Raw genomic sequence first — 19417 nt, forward strand, 5'->3', positions numbered from 1 at the left:
TGCGTTTTCTGAAAATGGAGTATAGTTAAAGAGAACCTTTATAGGCGGTGATAGAAAGATGAAGATAGACTGGAAGAAGAATTTGATGGTTGCTTGGCTAGGCAGTTTTTTTACAGGTGCCAGCATTAGTTTGGTCATGCCCTTCATTCCTGTATATATTGAACAATTAGGAACACCTAAGAGCCAGGTAGAGCTTTTCTCTGGATTGGCAATTTCAGTGACGGCCTTTGCTGCGGCGATCGTTGCACCGATTTGGGGAAACCTGGCCGATCGGAAAGGTCGAAAAATCATGATGATTCGGGCAGCAGCGGGAATGACCTTCACGATGGGCTCTTTGGCCTTTGTTCCTAACGTATACTGGTTGCTGATTATGCGTTTTCTTAACGGAATTCTGTCTGGTTATATTCCAAATGCCACAGCGATGATTGCCTCTCAGGCACCTAAATCAAAAAGTGGTTGGGCTTTGGGAACATTATCCACGGGAGCGGTCGCAGGAAATTTGATTGGTCCATCGATTGGCGGTGCATTGGCCCAATGGTTCGGAATGGAAAACGTCTTTATCATTACTGGTTTCATGTTATTGATTACTACTCTACTGACAATCTTTATGGTCAAAGAGGATTTCGAGCCAGTCGAGAAAAAGGATTTGCTATCGACCAAGGAGATATTCTCAAAAATCGATCATCTATCGATTTTGATTGGGTTGTTCGTAACAACTCTGATTTTGCAGGTTGGTGTGACAAGTATCAGTCCTATTCTAACTTTGTATATTCGTTCATTGAGTGGTGAGCAAGGCAACATTCTATTTGTCAGCGGACTGATTGTATCTGTTGCGGGTGTTTCTGCGATTATCTCCTCCCCATCGTTAGGAAAACTAGGGGATAGGATAGGAAATCATAAAGTTCTTTTAGGAGGTCTGGTCCTCTCATTTCTTTGCTACATACCAATGGCTTTTGTAACAACACCTTTCCAATTAGGTGTGCTTCGTTTCATGCTTGGTTTCTCTACGGGCGCCCTGATGCCGTCGATCAATACTCTGATCGGGAAGCTGACGCCACCAGAAGGAGTTAGTCGGATTTACAGCTATAATCAGATGTTCAGTAATTTCGGTCAAGTTCTTGGACCTATGATTGGCTCAACCGTTGCCCATGGTATGGGATACAGCGCAGTGTTTATCACTACTGCCTGCTTTGTTCTAGGGAATATCGGGCTGTCTGTCTTCAACTTTAGAAAAATTTTGACGAAACGATTATAAACAGTTGAAAACAAAAAAAAACCAGTTACAATTAATGTAACTGGTTTTTTTGAGTGTAATAGGACTTTCGTTTTTTCATAAAAGAAAAAGCAGTTGCTACACTTGAGAGGTCTTTTTCTTTGGAACGGCAAGTTGGCCAATCAACAAGATAAGTACACCGGCGGCCAGTGAAATGATGGATGTCCACATAAAGTCATAACTGCCACTGTTCAAGGCACCGCCAATATATCCTACCACTTGTCCTAAAACAAAGGACCAGAATAATACAATAATGTAACGCATGGATAGCACCTCTTTTCTAGCTTTAGTTTAGCACAATTTTTTTTATTGTAAAGAAATGAGGAAATTTTGTCATAAAGGAGGGATTCATGATGTTTCCACAATTATATACGATTACTTCCTACTCTTTACTTTCCAGCACGATTAGGATACCAGAATTCGTGAAAAAAGCAAAGGAGTATGGGTATCAATATCTGGGAATTGCTGATATTAATGTTTTACATGGTGCCGTGGAATTTTATGAAGCCTGTAAAGCGGAGGGAATAAAACCTCTCATCGGGATGACCTTAGAGTACACATCTTCTATCAGCGACCGCCATGTTCAGCTGTTGCTGTATGCGAAGAATCAAATTGGGTATCAAAATTTAATGCGAATATCCAGCTTGAAAATGACAAAAAATGATGTGTTTCAATTGGAAGATTTTGCTGATTATTTAACTGAATTATTTGTTGTCATGCCTGCTGATAACGGAGTGGTCAATTTTTTGAAGGAAAGAGATAAAGAGGATGTCCAACAGGTAATGACTGCGTTAGCTTCTAAAATAGACTCAGATTCCTTCTTCGTTGGTGCTTCTTTCATGTGTAATCCCTCAACAGATCCATTGCTGTTTGATTTCATACATAGTGCTCAATATCCTTTGGCAGCTTTGCAGGAAACAAGATATCTCGTTAGAGAAGATGGTTTTGCCCTACGGGTATTGGAACACATTGAGTCCGGAACTCCGATGAAAGTCGATCTTAAAGAGACTGAAATCGACGGTCCGTACTATTTACGAAAACCAGAGGAAGCTCAAAAACAATTGATGGAGATTCTTGGTGCAGACAGTATCGAAAATGCAGTGAAAATTGCAGAAAATTGTCAGTTTGAGCTACCCTTGCATCAAAAGCTGTTACCGCATTACCCTGTTCCCGAAGGAAAAGAAGCAGGAGTCTATTTGAGAGAACTTTGTATGTCGCTATTGCCACAGCGAATCACTGAAGTGACATCTGTTTATGAAGAACGTCTTGAAAAAGAATTATCGATTATTCACGATATGGGCTTCGACGATTACTTCTTGATTGTCTGGGATGTGATCGCCTTTGCGCATCAGCAGAAGATTGTCACCGGTGCTGGACGAGGCTCGGCTGCAGGTTCATTAGTGTCTTATGTACTGTCGATCACAGATGTTGATCCAATCAAATACGATCTATTGTTTGAACGTTTTCTTAATCCCGAGCGCTTTTCAATGCCGGATATCGATTTGGATATTCCAGACAATCGTAGAGAGCAGGTACTGGCTTATGTACAGAAGAAATATGGTCATTATCATATGGCACAAATTGCGACCTTTGGCACAATGGCCGCTAAAATGGTTTTACGAGATGCTGCCAGAGTATTTGGGCTGTCACAAAGTGAATCCAATCGCTGGTCGCAAGCTGTACCCAGCACTCTGAAAATTACGTTAAAGCAAGCGTGGAAAGAATCGAAAAAGTTGGTGGAGCTAGTCGAGAGTTCTGAAACGAATCGGCTATTGTTTGACACCGCTGTTCGATTAGAAGGATTACCGAGACATGTTTCGACCCATGCTGCTGGAGTGGTGATCAGTGACAGAAATTTATTGGAACTGGCGCCATTGCAAACCGGCACCAATGATATATTACTAACCCAGTTCACGATGAATGATGTAGAGAAAATTGGTTTGTTGAAAATGGATTTTCTAGGCTTGCGAAACCTTTCCATCATCGATGATGCATTGAAATCAGTCAAACGAGTGTATAAAAAAGAACTGTTGCTAAATGAAATACCGCTTGATGATGAGGAAACACTGGCGTTGTTCCGTAGAGGCGAGACAAGCGGTGTCTTCCAATTTGAATCGGCGGGGATAAGGAATGTTCTGAGAAAGCTGGGTCCTACCAGTATAGAGGATATAGCTGCAGTTAACGCATTGTATCGTCCGGGTCCTATGCAAAACATTGATCTATTTGTTCGACGAAAAAAAGGTCTCGAGCCCATTGAATACCCGGACCCATCACTACAACCTATTTTGGAAAATACCTATGGCGTTATTGTCTACCAAGAGCAAATCATGCAGGTGGCAGCAAAGATGGCTGGCTTTAGTTTGGGGCAAGCCGATATTTTAAGACGGGCAATAAGCAAAAAGAAAAAAGATGTCTTGGATCAGGAGCGAAAACATTTTGTGGATGGTGGAATGGCGCAGGGCTACTCTAAGGAAACAGCTAATATGATTTATGATTATATCGAGCGTTTTGCCAATTATGGATTTAACCGATCTCATGCGTTTGCGTATTCCTTTATTGGTTTTCAAATGGCGTATTTGAAAGTTCATTATCCCGCGGCTTTTTATGCGGCGTTACTGCATTCTGTTCGACATAATCCAAACAAAATCAAGGAATATATCAGTGAAGCGCGAAAAAATGGACTCACCATTATCCAACCTTCAATTAATCACAGTAATTATAGCTTTCTTTTAAAAGATACAGAGCAAATCATGTTTGGCTTTAGCTCGCTGAAAGGTATCAGAAGAGATTTCATTCAAGATATGTTGAATGAACGGAAAGATAGCGGACATTATAAAAGCTTTGATCAATTTTTGTTTCGAATTCCTGCAAAATGGCGGAAGCAAGAAAATATTTTACCTTTGATTGCAATCGGAGCCTTCGATGAACTGACAGCTAATCGCAGACAACTGGCAAATCAGTTGGAAAGTAAAATCCAAAATATCATATACAGTGGTGGCAGTGCGGATTTATTCGAGACGTTGGAGTTGAAAGAAGAAGAAATTCAAGATTATTCATTGGAAGAACGGCTGGCCCAAGAAGAGCAATACCTTGGCGTATATCTTTCTGGTCATCCAGCTGAAGAATTTAAGAAGCTGGCGAAGTTGAAACAAGTGATGACAATCAATGATATTGTTGAAAATCAAGCGGTTCGCCTATTGATTTATGTGAAGGACGTTCGAACCATTCGCACAAAAAAAGGAGAGCAGATGGCATTTGTTGAGGGCGATGACAGTACAGGCACGATTTCTCTAACTCTTTTTCCTGGTGTCTTTCGTTCCGTGAGACAATCAGTTGATGTGGGCAAGGTTTATTATGTGGATGGTAAAGTTGAAAGAAGCAAATACAATCAAGAGCTGCAAGTCTTGGTCAATACGATTTCAGAAGCTGCTCCGATGGAAGCCTCAATCAGTGATAAAACTTGCTATTTGAGAATTGAAGGAACAATAGGTTCTCAGGATATTCTTCAGCAAGTGAAAGCTATCATTCAACAAGCGCCTGGGCATGTTCCTGTCGTACTATTTTACGCGGATCAAAAGAAGAAAGTTGTACTGGATAAAAACTATTGGATTGTTGAAAATGAAACCGTTCTGAAGTCATTTTCAGAGCTGCTTGGAGCGGAAAACGTGGTTTTCAAATGAGTTTCAGTAAAATGTACTGAACGCTTTCAACTTTTTTCAAAATTTTTAACGCTAACTCAAGACTTTTTGCACTATTAATGGTAAAATGGGTGACGTGGTAATTTTAAGTCAATCATGGTGAAGCAAGACTGTTTTATCAAAAGTATATTATTATTATGAGGTGAAAGAGCGAATGAAACGTATCGGTATTTTAACCAGTGGAGGAGACGCTCCAGGAATGAACGCTGCAATTCGTGCAGTGGTACGTAAAGCAATTTATGATGGAATTGAAGTATATGGGATCAATTACGGATTTGCCGGCTTGGTAGCTGGAGATATTCGTCGTTTGGATATTGCTGACGTGGGTGACAAAATCCAACGCGGAGGTACATTCTTATATTCAGCGCGTTATCCTGAGTTTGCCACTGAAGAAGGGCAACTGAAAGGCATCGAGCAATTGAAGAAATTCGGTATTGAAGGGTTGGTAGTTATCGGAGGAGACGGTTCTTATCATGGGGCAATGGCGTTAACAAAACGTGGTTATCCAGCTGTAGGAATTCCCGGTACAATTGATAATGATATTCCTGGAACAGATTTCACGATCGGTTTTGACACTGCAATCAACACTGTATTAGAATCAGTTGACCGCATCCGTGATACTGCGACTTCCCATGTACGTACATTCGTTATTGAAGTAATGGGACGTGATGCGGGTGATATCGCTCTTTGGTCTGGTGTTGCGGGCGGTGCAGATGAAATCATCATCCCAGAACATGAATTTGATATGGCATTAGTAGCTAAACGAATTAGAGAAGGCCGCGATCGTGGGAAAAAACATTGTCTGATCATCCTTGCTGAAGGTGTGATGGGCGGAAATGAATTTGCTGAAAAGTTGTCAGAATACGGCGACTTCCATACGCGTGTATCTATCTTGGGTCACGTAGTACGTGGAGGTTCTCCAAGCGCCAGAGACCGTGTATTGGCAAGTAAATTCGGAGGATATGCAGTCGAATTATTGAAAGAAAACAAAGGTGGATTATGTATCGGTATGCTTGACAACAAAGTCGTAGCAGCAGATATCGTTGATACTTTGGAAAATAACAAGCATAAACCAGATCTTTCTCTTTACGATCTGAATAAAGAAATCTCATTTTAGACACTGGCTTACTGTATATAGGCTTTAATGCTTTTGTATAAAAAAATCGAATAGGAGCGTTTAGTAATGAAAAAAACAAAAATCGTATGTACGATTGGACCAGCAAGTGAAACCGTTGAAATGCTGGTTGACTTAATGAATGCCGGAATGAATGTTTGTCGTTTGAACTTCTCACATGGAGACTTCGAAGAACATGGCAACCGCATCAAGAACATTCGTGAGGCAATGAAGATCTCAGGAAAAAGAGTAGCGATTTTACTAGATACAAAAGGTCCTGAAATTCGTACGAACGATATGGAAAACGGCGCGATCACACTTAAAACTGGAAGCACTGCCCGTATCTCTATGGAAGAAGTATTGGGAACAACTGAAAAATTCTCTATTACGTATCCTCAATTAATCGATGATGTAAACATTGGTTCTCATATCTTACTGGACGACGGTTTGATTGATTTAGAAGTGACTGACATTGATCGCGATGCAAACGAAATCGTGACAACAGTTAAAAACGAAGGCGTTCTTAAGAATAAAAAAGGTGTAAACGTTCCTGGGGTTTCTGTAAACCTTCCTGGTATTACTGAAAAAGATGAAGCAGATATCCGTTTCGGTATCGGTCAAGGAATTGATTTCATCGCAGCAAGCTTCGTTCGTCGTGCAACTGACGTAATGGAAATCACTAAGATTTTGGAAGAAGAAGATGCAACACATATTCAAATCATTCCTAAAATTGAAAATCAAGAAGGAATCGATAATATCGATGAAATTCTGAAAGTTTCTGATGGTTTGATGGTAGCACGTGGAGATCTTGGGGTTGAAATTCCAACTGAAGATGTTCCAGTTGCACAAAAAGAATTAATCAAGAAATGTAACGCTTTGGGTAAACCAGTTATTACAGCTACTCAAATGCTTGATTCTATGCAACGTAACCCACGTCCAACACGTGCGGAAGCAAATGACGTTGCCAATGCAATCTATGATGGTACAGATGCAGTAATGCTTTCTGGTGAAACTGCTGCTGGGGATTATCCATTAGAATCTGTACAAACAATGGCTCGTATTGCTGTTCGTACAGAAGAAGCATTAGTCGATCAAGATGCATTTGCATTGAAACTATACAGCAAAACAGACATGACAGAAGCTATTGGTCAATCTGTTGGGCATACAGCTCGTAACTTGGGCATTCAAACAATCGTTGCTGCGACTGAATCAGGTCATACAGCTCGTATGATTGCTAAATACCGTCCAAGAGCACACATCGTTGCGATTACTTTCTCTGAGCAAAAAGCACGTAGCTTATCTCTTTCTTGGGGTGTCTATGCAACAGTTGCTGAAAAACCATCAAACACTGATGAAGTATTCACTCTTGCATCTGACATTTCACAAAAGAATGGCTTCGCTAGCGAAGGCGATCTGATTATTATCACTGCTGGTGTACCAGTAGGTGAAAAGGGTACAACAAACTTGATGAAGATCCAATTGATCGGTTCAAAACTTGTTCAAGGTCAAGGTATTGGAGAAGATTCAGTGATTGCCAAAGCTGTAGTTGCTAAAACTGCTGCAGAAGCAAATGAAAAAGCAGTAGAAGGCTCTATCTTAGTTGTTAAGACAACAGATAAAGACTATATGCCTGCTATCGATAAAGCAGTTGCGTTGGTTGTAGAAGAAGGTGGATTAACTTCTCATGCAGCAGTTGTAGCGATTGCAAAAGATATTCCAGTAATCGTTGGTGCAGCTGATGCTACTGAACTTGTATCTAACGACGAGTTGATCACTGTTGACCCTAGACGTGGTATTGTTTACCGCGGCGCGACAACAGCTATCTAAGTCTAATTTAAAAAGCATTCTGATATTCCTATTAACTGGAAGTGTCAGAATGCTTTTTTTATTTGATTACACTAGAGAAGAGAAATATTCTAGAAAAATGGTGAAGAAGTATATCTATGCTCCTTTTCGTTAACAGGTTAATCTACTGAGTGGGCATATCCGGACTTGAATAGACACATTGAAAAGTGTTGAATCAGCAGAGTTAGGTTGTGCCTCGTAGGACCAGAATAGCCTGTCATTAGCTATAGAGGATAGGCTGCAAGTCGATCTTTCCCCAAAGAGAGCAATTGGATTGGTTCGCTGTAAAAAGCTGTTAGGACTTCTTCGTTGAACAAATCTTTTCGTAAGCCTTGTTGGACGATCTGCCCCTCTTTTAATAAAAGAAGATGCTGGAAACAAGGGAGGATTTCTTCTGTATGATGACTGACATAGAGAATCGTTGGACTATTCTGAGACTCAGCAATGCGTTGGATTTGCTCCAGTAGCTTTTCTCGGGCAAAAAGATCCAATCCGTTACACGGCTCATCAAGAATAAGCAGTTCTGGTTCAGCCATCAAAGCACGACAAATCAATATCAATTGACGTTCTCCTTGCGATAGGACCTGATAACTTTTTCCTAAAAGAGCAGCTCCGCCGGCCTCAATTAAAATTTGTTTTGCTTTTTTCATATCTTCTTGGGAAAAAGCTTCATAGATTCCGATGCTTGCAAATTTTCCGGATAGAATGACTCTCTCGCTGGATTCATTTCCGCGAATCCGCTGTTGAAGAGCGGTACTTACCCAACCAATTCGCCTTTGCAGCTCTGGAATAGAGCTTGAACCAAATCGTTGATTCAACACAGTAACTTCTCCTTCAGAAGGCCAAAGATATCCTGTAATGATTTGGAGCAATAATGTTTTTCCCGCACCGTTCAGTCCTAAAATGGCCCAATGTTCTTGTTCTTCAACTGTCCAATTAATGTGATTCAGGAGTGTTTTACTTTCTTTTGTTAATGAAACGTTCTGGCAATGAATAATGGACATGAGTAGACCTCCTATTTTTTCATGATTTGAGTTCTGTTCAATTGTTTTGCTCACAAGGAATACTTGTTATTAGTGGATGGATAATAGCACGTATATTCCATGCTGTGTTTTTATTTTATCTTTATCTAGTGTAACATTAAAAATGGATGAGATAACAAAAAATATAAATATGTATGAAAGAAAATGGGAGAGAAAATTTCATTGACAAAGCATGCATAGCCCTGTATAATAGCTTTTGTTGTGTAGAGGTGAGAGAGATGAAATGGTCATTATTAGAATTAAACAAACATCGAGAAATTCCTCTTGAATTTTCAGAAGAGCTTGATGTAAAACAAACACTGATGGCTAGGGATAATCAACTACTTGATGTTTCCCCTGCAAAAGTAAACGGCATACTTTCAGTCGAAAAAAAGGGTTACTTATTACATTATAAGCTTTCTGTAATAGTAACAATACCTTCTTCTCGTTCGTTAACACCAGTTGCAGTTCCTATGGAGCTAAGTGTTGATGAGATGTTTATGACAGAAGAGCAGTTTCGCGGTAAGGATGAGCTGATTTCAGATGAAGAAATCATTGTTCTTGATAAGCCGACGATCGATCTAACTGAGTCAGTAGAAGATAATATTTTACTGGCAATCCCATTACAAGTATTATCTGAGGAAGAACAGCAGAATAGTGAGTTACCAAAAGGGACTGACTGGGAAGTAATCTCTGAAGATGATTACTATGAGAAAAGGGAAAAAGAAGCAGCAGAAACTTTGGATCCTCGTCTTGCCAAGTTATCTGAATTATTGAAAGATGATACAGAGTGATTTGTTTGGTTAAGATTGGAATATATGGTGTATGATTCATACACTGATTTTTACAAGGAGGTGGAACAACAATGGCAGTACCAGCTAGAAAAACTTCTAAAGCGAAAAAGGCAAAGCGCCGTACACATTACAAGTTGACAATCAAAGGTTTGAACGCATGTTCAAACTGTGGAGAAATGAGAAAAAGCCATCACGTATGTCCAGCATGTGGTCATTACGATGGAAAAGATGTAATGTCTAAAGAAGCGTAAAACATTTTTTGAAAATGTTTAAAATCCCTCAGGCTAACCATGGAGCCTGAGGGATTTTTGCTATGTACTTTTATTAAATCAGAATTTCTACAATTGCTTCATAAGTTTTTGCGAGTTTCCTGCTTATTGTCGAAGTCATAGCTATGTGAACACCATCTATTTGGCTTCGAATTGCTGGTGCATTCTAGGCAAGTTGGTAGGAAGAGTAGCGGTAACACGAAAGGCTAATTGCTAATCATACAGAAGAAATAGAATCGATAATGAGCTATTTTTTCGTCGATTTTGTTCTGGTCGCAGTTCAGATCATGAAGAAGCAAGTAGGAAGTGGTTGAGATAATCTTGGAAAACAAGCGCTATCAAGGGTTCTTCTGTTTGGTTGTTACTAAAGAAAGCTGTGATATATCGAACGATTTTGTTTTCAATACTATTAAACTAGGCTATAATGAAATAGATTATAAAGAATTATTAGGTTTTTTAGTAATTGGGAGGATGTATGATGACAAAACAACAATTTGGTGTAGTAGGAATGGCTGTTATGGGGAAAAACCTTGCATTGAACATTGAGAGTAGAGGGTACTCTGTAGCGCTGTTCAATCGGACTGGTTCAAAAACTACGGAGGTAGTAGAAGAACATCCGGATAAGAATTTCAAAGCGACTTATACGATTGAAGAGTTCGTTGATTCAATCGAGAAACCACGTCGTATCATGTTGATGGTCAAAGCGGGATTTGCGACAGACGCAACAATCCAAGAATTACTGCCACATTTAGATAAAGGAGATATCCTTATCGATGGCGGAAATACATTCTTCAAAGATACTATGCGTAGGAATGAAGAACTGGCTAACTCTGGTATTAACTTTATCGGTACGGGTGTTTCCGGTGGTGAAGAAGGAGCACTTAAGGGGCCTTCAATCATGCCTGGTGGACAGAAAGAAGCGTATGAATTAGTTGCGCCTGTACTTGAAAAGATTTCTGCTAAAGCAGAAGATGGTGAACCATGCGTCACATACATTGGTCCTAATGGAGCTGGACACTATGTGAAAATGGTGCACAACGGTATTGAATATGGAGATATGCAGCTGATTGCGGAGTCTTATGACTTGATGCAAAATATCTTGGGTCTTTCAGTAGATGAAATGGCTGAGATATTCAAAGAATGGAACGACGGAGAATTAGACAGCTATTTAGTAGAAATAACTGCTGATATTCTGACGCGCAAAGATGATGAAGGAACCGGTCAACCAATCGTTGATGTGATTATGGATGCTGCTGGAAACAAAGGAACAGGTAAATGGACAAGCCAAAGTTCACTTGATCTAGGTGTGCCGTTACCATTAATTACGGAGTCTGTTTTTGCTCGATTCATTTCTGCTTATAAAGAAGAACGCGTGAAAGCTGCTGGAGTTTTAGCTAAACCGGTACCATACCAATATGATGGAGATAAAAAAGAATTGGTTGAAAAAATCCGCGAAGCGTTGTATTTCAGTAAAATCATGAGCTATGCACAAGGTTTTGCTCAATTGCGTGTTGCTTCAAAAGAGTACGATTGGGACTTGCCATTTGGTGATATAGCTAAAATTTGGAGAGCAGGTTGTATTATCAGAGCTCAATTCCTACAAAAAATCACAGATGCGTATGAAAAAGATTCAGATATTGAAAATCTATTGCTAGATGATTACTTTGTAGAAATCACGAAAAAATACCAACAATCTGTTAGAGATGTTGTTGCAATGGCTGTTCAAGCTGGCGTACCAGTTCCAACATTTGCTTCTGCGATTGCGTATTATGATTCTTATCGTTCAGAACGCTTACCTGCGAACCTGATTCAAGCACAACGTGATTACTTTGGTGCTCATACCTATGAGCGTACAGATAAAGAAGGAATTTATCATTATAGCTGGTATACAGAAGAATAATTATGCTGTAATCGACATACCTACCAGTATCGTCAGCTCGAAATTTATGTCAAGTTAGTGAAGCAACAAATGACTTTGATAGTTAATCTATTCAAAATATGTGAACATAGTGAGCTAAATAGTTGGAAAAATGAATACTAAAATTGTTCTAACTGCCGGCTACGTTTTAGGTAAAACCTAGATGTTTTTGTTATTCATAGAAGAGCATATTTCGAGAGAGCTGTAGCGTTATTCTGCTGATAAAAAGCCGATGCTTATTGAAACTGAGAATGGGACAGTAGTATCATAGTCCATGCAACAAGAAGATGCGACCACTGTCCCATTGTTCACTCAGTTTTGAGTGCAAGAGGAGTCTGAGTTTTTAATGATGTGTCATACTCATTTAAAATAGATTTACTAGCTTTTTATTAAAAAAGTAGGTATAATGAAAAAGCTGAAAAAAGGCTGTTATGAGAGAAAGGATAGCAAATCAATGAGCAATATTCTGATTATTGAAGATGAAAAAAACTTAGCGCGCTTCGTTGAGCTGGAATTAAAACACGAAGGTTATAGAACTGAGGTTCATTACAACGGACGAACTGGGCTGGAAGCTGCTTTGAATAATGATTGGGATGCGATTCTGCTGGATCTAATGTTGCCCGAACTGAACGGACTGGAAGTATGTCGACGTGTACGACAAGTAAAAAATACACCGATTATTATGATGACTGCGCGTGACTCAGTGATCGATCGCGTATCTGGTCTTGATCATGGTGCCGATGATTATATCGTGAAGCCTTTTGCTATTGAAGAATTGCTCGCACGATTACGTGCATTACTTCGCCGAATTGATATCGAAGGCGATAAGAACATTGCCAAACAAACAACGATTACCTATCGTGATTTAACGATTGAAAAGGAAAATCGTGTGGTTCGTCGGAACTCAGAAATGATCGAGCTAACAAAACGTGAGTATGAACTGTTGCTGACACTTATGGAAAACGTCAATGTTGTTTTAGCCAGAGATGTTCTATTAAATAAAGTCTGGGGATATGAAACAGAAGTAGAAACAAACGTCGTTGATGTATATATTCGTTATCTACGTAACAAGATTGATGTTCCAGGAGAAGAAAGCTATATTCAAACAGTTCGCGGAACAGGGTACGTGATGCGCTCGTGAAAAAGAACAAGCTAAAAGAGATAGTGAAACGAGAACTGAGAGGGCCCTCACTTACTGTAAAGTGGGCCCTTGCAAGTTCTTTCTTTATATTCGTTGTTTTTACCATATTTGCAGTAATCACCTATAAAACATCTGTAAATTTGCTAGTGAAGAAGGAACGGGAGAATGTGGAACGAATAGTAGCTGAAGTGACTAATCGTCTGGCAAATGCAGAAGAAGAGCTGACAGTTACTGAAGTATATACTTCGCTAAAAAATCCTTCTCCGGAAAGTACAGATGACTTCAACCAAAGATCGGCTGTTGGGAATCTTCTTGAAATGGACAGTGTCATTGCCGAACTTGGGACTCCAGCATTATATTTATCTGTTTATGATACAAATGGAAAATTACTTTTTGAAACACAGAAGAAGCATTTTAAGCTACTTCAAGAAGGGAAGCAAGAAGCGGAGATAAGGACAATAGAAGAAGAAACAGGTTTTTTGATTGTTCAACCTGTGCATTCAAAAAGTGCGAGAGAACAAGTAGGGTATGTGCAAGCTTTCTACGAGCTATCATCCTTTTATGCTATTAGGAATCGTTTGCTTTTCACACTTATATTTTTGGAAATCGTTTCACTTATTTTAAGCAGTATTTTAGGTTTCCTACTATCTTCTTATTTCTTAAAACCTTTGAAACTACTCAGAGATACGATGGAAATCGTCAGAAAGAACCCACAATCTGATGCTCACGTACCTGCAATTGGATCGAAGGATGAATTGGCAGATCTGGCAGGAATATTCAATGAAATGCTGGATCGAATGAGAAGATATATTGAGCAGCAGGAACAGTTTGTTGAAGATGTCTCTCATGAGCTTAGAACGCCAGTAGCAATTATTGAGGGACATTTGAATCTGCTGAATAGATGGGGAAAAGAAGATCCGGAAATCTTGGATGAATCACTAAAGGCGAGTTTACAGGAAATCGTCCGAATGAAAAGCTTGGTACAAGAGATGCTTGATCTTTCTCGTGCAGAACAGGTAGACGTTCAGTATTCTGACCGTACATCGAATGCAAAAGAAGTGGTTTATCAAGTATTCAACAATTTCAAACTACTCTATCCGGATTTTCAAATGACTCTGGATGATGATTTAAGTGAAGAAGTAATATTAGGGATTTATCGAAACCATTTCGAACAGCTGTTGATCATCATCTTAGATAACGCAGTCAAGTACTCAACCAATAGAAAAGAAGTCCATGTTTCTATTTCTCGTACCTTTGGGGAATTTGAAATTGCTATTCAAGATTTCGGTGAAGGAATCTCAGAAGAGGAGATCAATAAAATATTTGATCGATTCTACCGTGTTGATAAGGCAAGAGCCAGAACGAAAGGCGGCAATGGGCTTGGACTATCCATTGCAAAAAAATTGATTGAAAGTTATAAAGGAAGAATAGATGCTGAAAGTGTTATCGGTCAAGGAACTATTTTCAGAATTTATATTCCTATAATTAAAAATGCAGAGATGGATCTAAAAACTTCGGAACAGCAGTAACGCTGTTCCGAAGTTTTTTTGGTTCTATGTCAATTTGTGTTGGTAGGACAAAAAACTGAATAAAATCGTAGAACTTGGAATAAAAATCAGAGACATTCTGGTTTTGTTTCAAGTTCTTTTTTAGAAATAGGAGGACTTCTGCCAATTATCTGGGCAGCTGGCCGGAAGCGACTTGGCAAAAAGCGCCAATTCCATTCCTAAATCGAGTCAAAGTAGCTGTACATGTACTTGGATAACAGCTACTAATTCCCGATTTACCTTTATAGCTGCAGAGATATTGGTTGTGAGCCTCCTTTTAATCTTGAGAAAAAACAAGACTTTGAACAATGTAAATACGTGAACGAAAATGATAGAAATTGCGGTAGCCATAAGCCACTCGTTTGATTACCTTAATCTTGTTGTTCAACCCTTCTGTAATGCCATTAGAAAAAGAAAAACTGAAAGCATTGGTAATTCCTTGTCTGTGCTTCTTGAAGAATCTCAATTTCTTTTTGAACCAGAAAGGCAGTCGGGGATCTAGTGTATCAAGTTCTTCAAAGAAACGCTTGGCGTCTCGATGAGTAAAGGTATATTTGAGAAATTGAACAGTATCGTAAGCAATGCGCAAGGTTGAATCATAGCTGAGTAATTCATCGACAATATCTGTTTGAGTTAATGGACGTTTGAACAGTGAATGATAGGGACGATGTTGACTATCAAGTTCAGAGGAATCTTTTAAGAGTAACTTCCAATACCGTTTGAGTCGACGATATTGCTTCTGTTCTTGCGGTGAGGAATGCCGAAAGGCATTCATTGTCTTTATCCGCAGTTGATTTAACGCTCGATTTATCTGTTGGACAATGTGGAATCGGTCAGTGACGAGTTGGGCATTTGGAAACACAGACTTGAGTAATTGATCATAGCTCGCATTCATGTCCATGACCAGGTACTTTACGTTTTCTCGCGCTTCTTTTGTGTAACGCATAAAGTGTCGGGTTAAGTGTGTTAACCGTCGGTCTTCAAGGACTTCAAGAATCTTGTTGGTTTCTCCATTAACACAAATAAAACTCATTGCTCCTTCACAAGATTTCATTGATTTGAATTCATCAATACATAAAATTTTTGGAAGAAATCGCCAGTTTGGAGAATAAGAAGTAGCTAGCTCTTCCATTAAGCGAAGAACCGTCACGTCTGAAACGAAATGTTTTTGGGCAATCTCTTTCCTAGAAACATTTTTCTTTAAATCAAGCATGATTTGGAGGCAGAGCTGCTTCGATAAATGATGATGCTCTTCAACTAACTCTGTTTGAGCGTGAAAAGTAGCGTGACACTCATGACAACGAAAGCGTGAACGTTTCAGCTCCAATAATGTCAAGCGACCATTAAAAACAGGTAATTGAGTATATGTCCGATGGTAACCGTTTTTGATAATCTGTCCTTGATTTTTAATGCCACAGTTTCTACAATGTGTAGGTATATACGTAAGTGTTGCTTTGATGACCTGAGCCTTAACACCTTTTGAATGACTGTATTCAAGCCAATCCTCTCCAAAGGAGAGATGTTTATCTGTTAGTCCAAGCAATAATCTGGTATTCTTATCCATAGAGGAACAACCTTTCTGATGATTTGTGGTTTTTGTCGATTTCATTTTATCAGTTTGTTGTTCCTTTTTTGTGTTTGAACACTCAAAAAAATGCTGGTGACTTTTCCTTTAGGAATTTCCACCAACACAATATATTGTAGAACCGTTTTTTTGAAAGATCTGCCTCATATATGATAAAGCAGTAGTTATTCTATTTATATAGAAAGAACACATCACTTTATTGAGGATACTTCTTGAAATGTATGGCGAATATTGGCAGAAATATAAGAATAAACGTGAGAGAAAAGACGAATGCTTCACTATGGATACTAGCGTTTGTTCGGTATCGAAAAAAAGCTGGAAAAAGTACGAATTAATAGTTGCATTTTTAGATAAGAATTGATATATTTATACATGTTCTGATTGCTGTCTAACAGCACAGAAAAAAAGCTTTAAAATTTATCTTGACGAAGATCATTCTTCATGATAATATAACAAAGCGTTGAAAAAATAATAACAAAAAAACTTGTTTTATCAATAAAAAAGTTGTTGACAAATAACAAAAAAGTTGATAAGATATAAAAGTTGTTATGAAACAAAACGACAACAGCCAAGCAGAAAAAAACTTCAACTTCTTCAAAAAAAGAGTTGACATCAAATCAGAACTTTGATATGATATAAAAGTTGCTGCGAGGCAATCAAGTAGACCTTTGAAAACTGAACAAAGTAAGACAAACCAAATGTGTAGTATGTCTTGATTCGATCAAGACAACAACATGATTTAACAAGCAAGCAATATGCTAGCAAACAAATTGAGCGTAACAGTCGCAAGACTGTCAAGTTTAAACTTTTTATGAGAGTTTGATCCTGGCTCAGGACGAACGCTGGCGGCGTGCCTAATACATGCAAGTCGAACGCTTCTTTCCCACCGAGTGCTTGCACTCACCGGGAAAGAGGAGTGGCGGACGGGTGAGTAACACGTGGGTAACCTGCCCATCAGAAGGGGATAACACTTGGAAACAGGTGCTAATACCGTATAACAATCGGAACCGCATGGTTCTGATTTGAAAGGCGCTTTCGGGTGTCGCTGATGGATGGACCCGCGGTGCATTAGCTAGTTGGTGAGGTAACGGCTCACCAAGGCAACGATGCATAGCCGACCTGAGAGGGTGATCGGCCACACTGGGACTGAGACACGGCCCAGACTCCTACGGGAGGCAGCAGTAGGGAATCTTCGGCAATGGACGAAAGTCTGACCGAGCAACGCCGCGTGAGTGAAGAAGGTTTTCGGATCGTAAAACTCTGTTGTTAGAGAAGAACAAGGATGAGAGTAACTGTTCATCCCTTGACGGTATCTAACCAGAAAGCCACGGCTAACTACGTGCCAGCAGCCGCGGTAATACGTAGGTGGCAAGCGTTGTCCGGATTTATTGGGCGTAAAGCGAGCGCAGGCGGTTTCTTAAGTCTGATGTGAAAGCCCCCGGCTCAACCGGGGAGGGTCATTGGAAACTGGGAGACTTGAGTGCAGAAGAGGAGAGTGGAATTCCATGTGTAGCGGTGAAATGCGTAGATATATGGAGGAACACCAGTGGCGAAGGCGGCTCTCTGGTCTGTAACTGACGCTGAGGCTCGAAAGCGTGGGGAGCAAACAGGATTAGATACCCTGGTAGTCCACGCCGTAAACGATGAGTGCTAAGTGTTGGAGGGTTTCCGCCCTTCAGTGCTGCAGCAAACGCATTAAGCACTCCGCCTGGGGAGTACGACCGCAAGGTTGAAACTCAAAGGAATTGACGGGGGCCCGCACAAGCGGTGGAGCATGTGGTTTAATTCGAAGCAACGCGAAGAACCTTACCAGGTCTTGACATCCTTTGACCACTCTAGAGATAGAGCTTTCCCTTCGGGGACAAAGTGACAGGTGGTGCATGGTTGTCGTCAGCTCGTGTCGTGAGATGTTGGGTTAAGTCCCGCAACGAGCGCAACCCTTATTGTTAGTTGCCATCATTCAGTTGGGCACTCTAGCGAGACTGCCGGTGACAAACCGGAGGAAGGTGGGGATGACGTCAAATCATCATGCCCCTTATGACCTGGGCTACACACGTGCTACAATGGGAAGTACAACGAGTCGCGAAGTCGCGAGGCTAAGCAAATCTCTTAAAGCTTCTCTCAGTTCGGATTGTAGGCTGCAACTCGCCTACATGAAGCCGGAATCGCTAGTAATCGCGGATCAGCACGCCGCGGTGAATACGTTCCCGGGCCTTGTACACACCGCCCGTCACACCACGAGAGTTTGTAACACCCGAAGTCGGTGAGGTAACCTTTTGGAGCCAGCCGCCTAAGGTGGGATAGATGATTGGGGTGAAGTCGTAACAAGGTAGCCGTATCGGAAGGTGCGGCTGGATCACCTCCTTTCTAAGGAATATTACGGAAACTACACGGTTTAACTTCACTTTGTTCAGTTTTGAGAGGTTTACCTCGACAATTGAAACACGGGGCCTTAGCTCAGCTGGGAGAGCGCCTGCTTTGCACGCAGGAGGTCAGCGGTTCGATCCCGCTAGGCTCCATATAGTAACCAATGGTTACTATTTAATTTGTTCATTGAAAACTGGATAGAAAGAAAATCAACAACACAAACAAACCGAGAACACCGCGTTGAAGAGTTTTTTAAAATTGTTCGATAGCTTATTTTTCTTGATGACGCCTCTATCGCTAGAGAAACGAGTCAAAACCCAACCGTAAGGTTGATAAGGTTAAGTGAATAAGGGCGCACGGTGGATGCCTTGGCACTAGGAGCCGATGAAGGACGGGACTAACACCGATATGCTTTGGGGAGCTGTAAGTAAGCTATGATCCAGAGATTTCCGAATGGGGAAACCCAGCATCTTTTATAGGATGTTACATTTACGTGAATACATAGCGTAATTGAGGTAGACGCAGAGAACTGAAACATCTAAGTACCTGCAGGAAGAGAAAGAAAATTCGATTCCCTGAGTAGCGGCGAGCGAAACGGGAAGAGCCCAAACCAATGAGCTTGCTCATTGGGGTTGTAGGACTCCGATATGGTAGTCTGTCAGGATAGTCAAAGGACTTGGAAAAGTCCGCCAGAGAGGGTGAAAGCCCCGTAGACGAAATTTTGGCAACACCTAGGAGGATCCTGAGTACGGCGGAACACGTGAAATTCCGTCGGAATCCGCGGGGACCATCCCGCAAGGCTAAATACTCCCTAGTGACCGATAGTGAACCAGTACCGTGAGGG

12 protein-coding genes, 1 tRNA gene and 2 rRNA genes (1 of these 15 running past the window's edge) are annotated in these 19417 nt (G+C 40.5%); 12 read left to right on the plus strand and 3 right to left on the minus strand.

Annotation, left to right across the window (positions count from 1 at the left end; all coding sequences use genetic code 11):
* Positions 1-58 precede the first annotated feature (58 nt).
* Positions 59-1255, plus strand: coding sequence for a multidrug efflux MFS transporter (locus tag A5888_RS21090; RefSeq protein WP_086349399.1), 1197 nt, complete (start codon positions 59-61; stop codon positions 1253-1255).
* Positions 1256-1351: 96 nt separating this feature from the next.
* On the opposite strand, the gene A5888_RS21095 is transcribed toward A5888_RS21090, so the two are convergent.
* Positions 1352-1537, minus strand: coding sequence for a YjzD family protein (locus A5888_RS21095; RefSeq protein WP_086349400.1), 186 nt, complete (start codon positions 1535-1537; stop codon positions 1352-1354).
* Between the two features lie 86 nt (positions 1538-1623).
* Between A5888_RS21095 and dnaE the strand changes: the two genes are divergently transcribed.
* From dnaE to pyk, 3 genes are all read left to right on the plus strand, one after another.
* The gene (gene dnaE, locus A5888_RS21100) at positions 1624-4953 is read left to right on the plus strand and encodes a DNA polymerase III subunit alpha (RefSeq protein WP_086349401.1); all 3330 of its coding nucleotides are present in this window, start codon (positions 1624-1626) and stop codon (positions 4951-4953) included.
* A gap of 172 nt (positions 4954-5125) precedes the next feature.
* A complete protein-coding gene (pfkA, locus tag A5888_RS21105) occupies positions 5126-6088 on the plus strand; it encodes a 6-phosphofructokinase (protein ID WP_086349402.1) in 963 nt (320 codons plus the stop codon).
* Positions 6089-6154: 66 nt separating this feature from the next.
* Positions 6155-7912, plus strand: a complete 1758-nt coding sequence (gene pyk, locus A5888_RS21110) for a pyruvate kinase (RefSeq protein WP_086349403.1) — start codon at positions 6155-6157, stop codon at positions 7910-7912.
* Between the two features lie 242 nt (positions 7913-8154).
* Here the strand turns inward: pyk and A5888_RS21115 are convergent, their stop codons facing one another.
* A complete protein-coding gene (locus A5888_RS21115) occupies positions 8155-8934 on the minus strand; it encodes an ABC transporter ATP-binding protein (protein ID WP_086349404.1) in 780 nt (259 codons plus the stop codon).
* 257 nt (positions 8935-9191) lie between these two features.
* Here A5888_RS21115 and A5888_RS21120 point away from each other — a divergent pair, with 257 nt between their 5' ends.
* The 5 genes from A5888_RS21120 to A5888_RS21140 all read left to right on the plus strand — a co-directional run bounded on the left by A5888_RS21120 (position 9192) and on the right by A5888_RS21140 (position 14603).
* The gene (locus A5888_RS21120) at positions 9192-9746 is read left to right on the plus strand and encodes a YceD family protein (protein WP_086349405.1); all 555 of its coding nucleotides are present in this window, start codon (positions 9192-9194) and stop codon (positions 9744-9746) included.
* 71 nt (positions 9747-9817) lie between these two features.
* Positions 9818-9997: a 50S ribosomal protein L32 gene (rpmF, locus tag A5888_RS21125; protein WP_086349406.1), complete on the plus strand. Its 180-nt coding sequence runs from the start codon at positions 9818-9820 to the stop codon at positions 9995-9997.
* 496 nt (positions 9998-10493) lie between these two features.
* Positions 10494-11915, plus strand: coding sequence for an NADP-dependent phosphogluconate dehydrogenase (gene gndA, locus A5888_RS21130; protein ID WP_086349407.1), 1422 nt, complete (start codon positions 10494-10496; stop codon positions 11913-11915).
* Positions 11916-12387: 472 nt separating this feature from the next.
* Positions 12388-13074, plus strand: coding sequence for a response regulator transcription factor (locus tag A5888_RS21135; RefSeq protein ID WP_086349431.1), 687 nt, complete (start codon positions 12388-12390; stop codon positions 13072-13074).
* Positions 13071-14603 (plus strand): HAMP domain-containing histidine kinase, encoded by a 1533-nt coding sequence (locus tag A5888_RS21140; RefSeq protein WP_339101827.1) that lies wholly within the window; start codon positions 13071-13073, stop codon positions 14601-14603. Before A5888_RS21135 ends, A5888_RS21140 begins: the two co-directional genes overlap by 4 nt.
* 295 nt (positions 14604-14898) lie before the next feature.
* Here A5888_RS21140 and A5888_RS21145 read toward each other — a convergent pair whose 3' ends face one another.
* Positions 14899-16185, minus strand: coding sequence for an ISL3 family transposase (locus tag A5888_RS21145; RefSeq protein ID WP_339101828.1), 1287 nt, complete (start codon positions 16183-16185; stop codon positions 14899-14901).
* A gap of 828 nt (positions 16186-17013) precedes the next feature.
* On the opposite strand from A5888_RS21145, the gene A5888_RS21150 reads away from it, so the two are divergent.
* The 3 genes from A5888_RS21150 to A5888_RS21160 form a co-directional block, all read left to right on the plus strand.
* Positions 17014-18573, plus strand: a 16S ribosomal RNA gene (locus A5888_RS21150).
* A gap of 79 nt (positions 18574-18652) precedes the next feature.
* Positions 18653-18725, plus strand: a tRNA-Ala gene (locus A5888_RS21155).
* Positions 18726-18909: 184 nt separating this feature from the next.
* A 23S ribosomal RNA gene (locus tag A5888_RS21160) occupies positions 18910-19417 on the plus strand (it continues 2403 nt past the right edge of the window).
* Together the 16S and 23S rRNA genes with 1 tRNA gene alongside form the textbook arrangement of a ribosomal RNA operon.

The sequence above is a fragment of the Enterococcus sp. 9E7_DIV0242 genome, from assembly GCF_002140975.2.
GTDB lineage: Bacteria > Bacillota > Bacilli > Lactobacillales > Enterococcaceae > Enterococcus_L > Enterococcus_L clewellii.

What these genes read in the sequence shown, in the direction of transcription:
- A5888_RS21090 (WP_086349399.1), top strand. Translation starts at nt 59, where the DNA reads ATGAAGATAGACTGGAAGAAGAATTTGATGGTTGCTTGGCTAGGCAGT.
- A5888_RS21095 (WP_086349400.1), bottom strand. Translation starts at nt 1,537, where the DNA reads ATGCGTTACATTATTGTATTATTCTGGTCCTTTGTTTTAGGACAAGTG.
- dnaE (WP_086349401.1), top strand. Translation starts at nt 1,624, where the DNA reads ATGATGTTTCCACAATTATATACGATTACTTCCTACTCTTTACTTTCC.
- pfkA (WP_086349402.1), top strand. Translation starts at nt 5,126, where the DNA reads ATGAAACGTATCGGTATTTTAACCAGTGGAGGAGACGCTCCAGGAATG.
- pyk (WP_086349403.1), top strand. Translation starts at nt 6,155, where the DNA reads ATGAAAAAAACAAAAATCGTATGTACGATTGGACCAGCAAGTGAAACC.
- A5888_RS21115 (WP_086349404.1), bottom strand. Translation starts at nt 8,934, where the DNA reads ATGTCCATTATTCATTGCCAGAACGTTTCATTAACAAAAGAAAGTAAA.
- A5888_RS21120 (WP_086349405.1), top strand. Translation starts at nt 9,192, where the DNA reads ATGAAATGGTCATTATTAGAATTAAACAAACATCGAGAAATTCCTCTT.
- rpmF (WP_086349406.1), top strand. Translation starts at nt 9,818, where the DNA reads ATGGCAGTACCAGCTAGAAAAACTTCTAAAGCGAAAAAGGCAAAGCGC.
- gndA (WP_086349407.1), top strand. Translation starts at nt 10,494, where the DNA reads ATGACAAAACAACAATTTGGTGTAGTAGGAATGGCTGTTATGGGGAAA.
- A5888_RS21135 (WP_086349431.1), top strand. Translation starts at nt 12,388, where the DNA reads ATGAGCAATATTCTGATTATTGAAGATGAAAAAAACTTAGCGCGCTTC.
- A5888_RS21145 (WP_339101828.1), bottom strand. Translation starts at nt 16,185, where the DNA reads ATGGATAAGAATACCAGATTATTGCTTGGACTAACAGATAAACATCTC.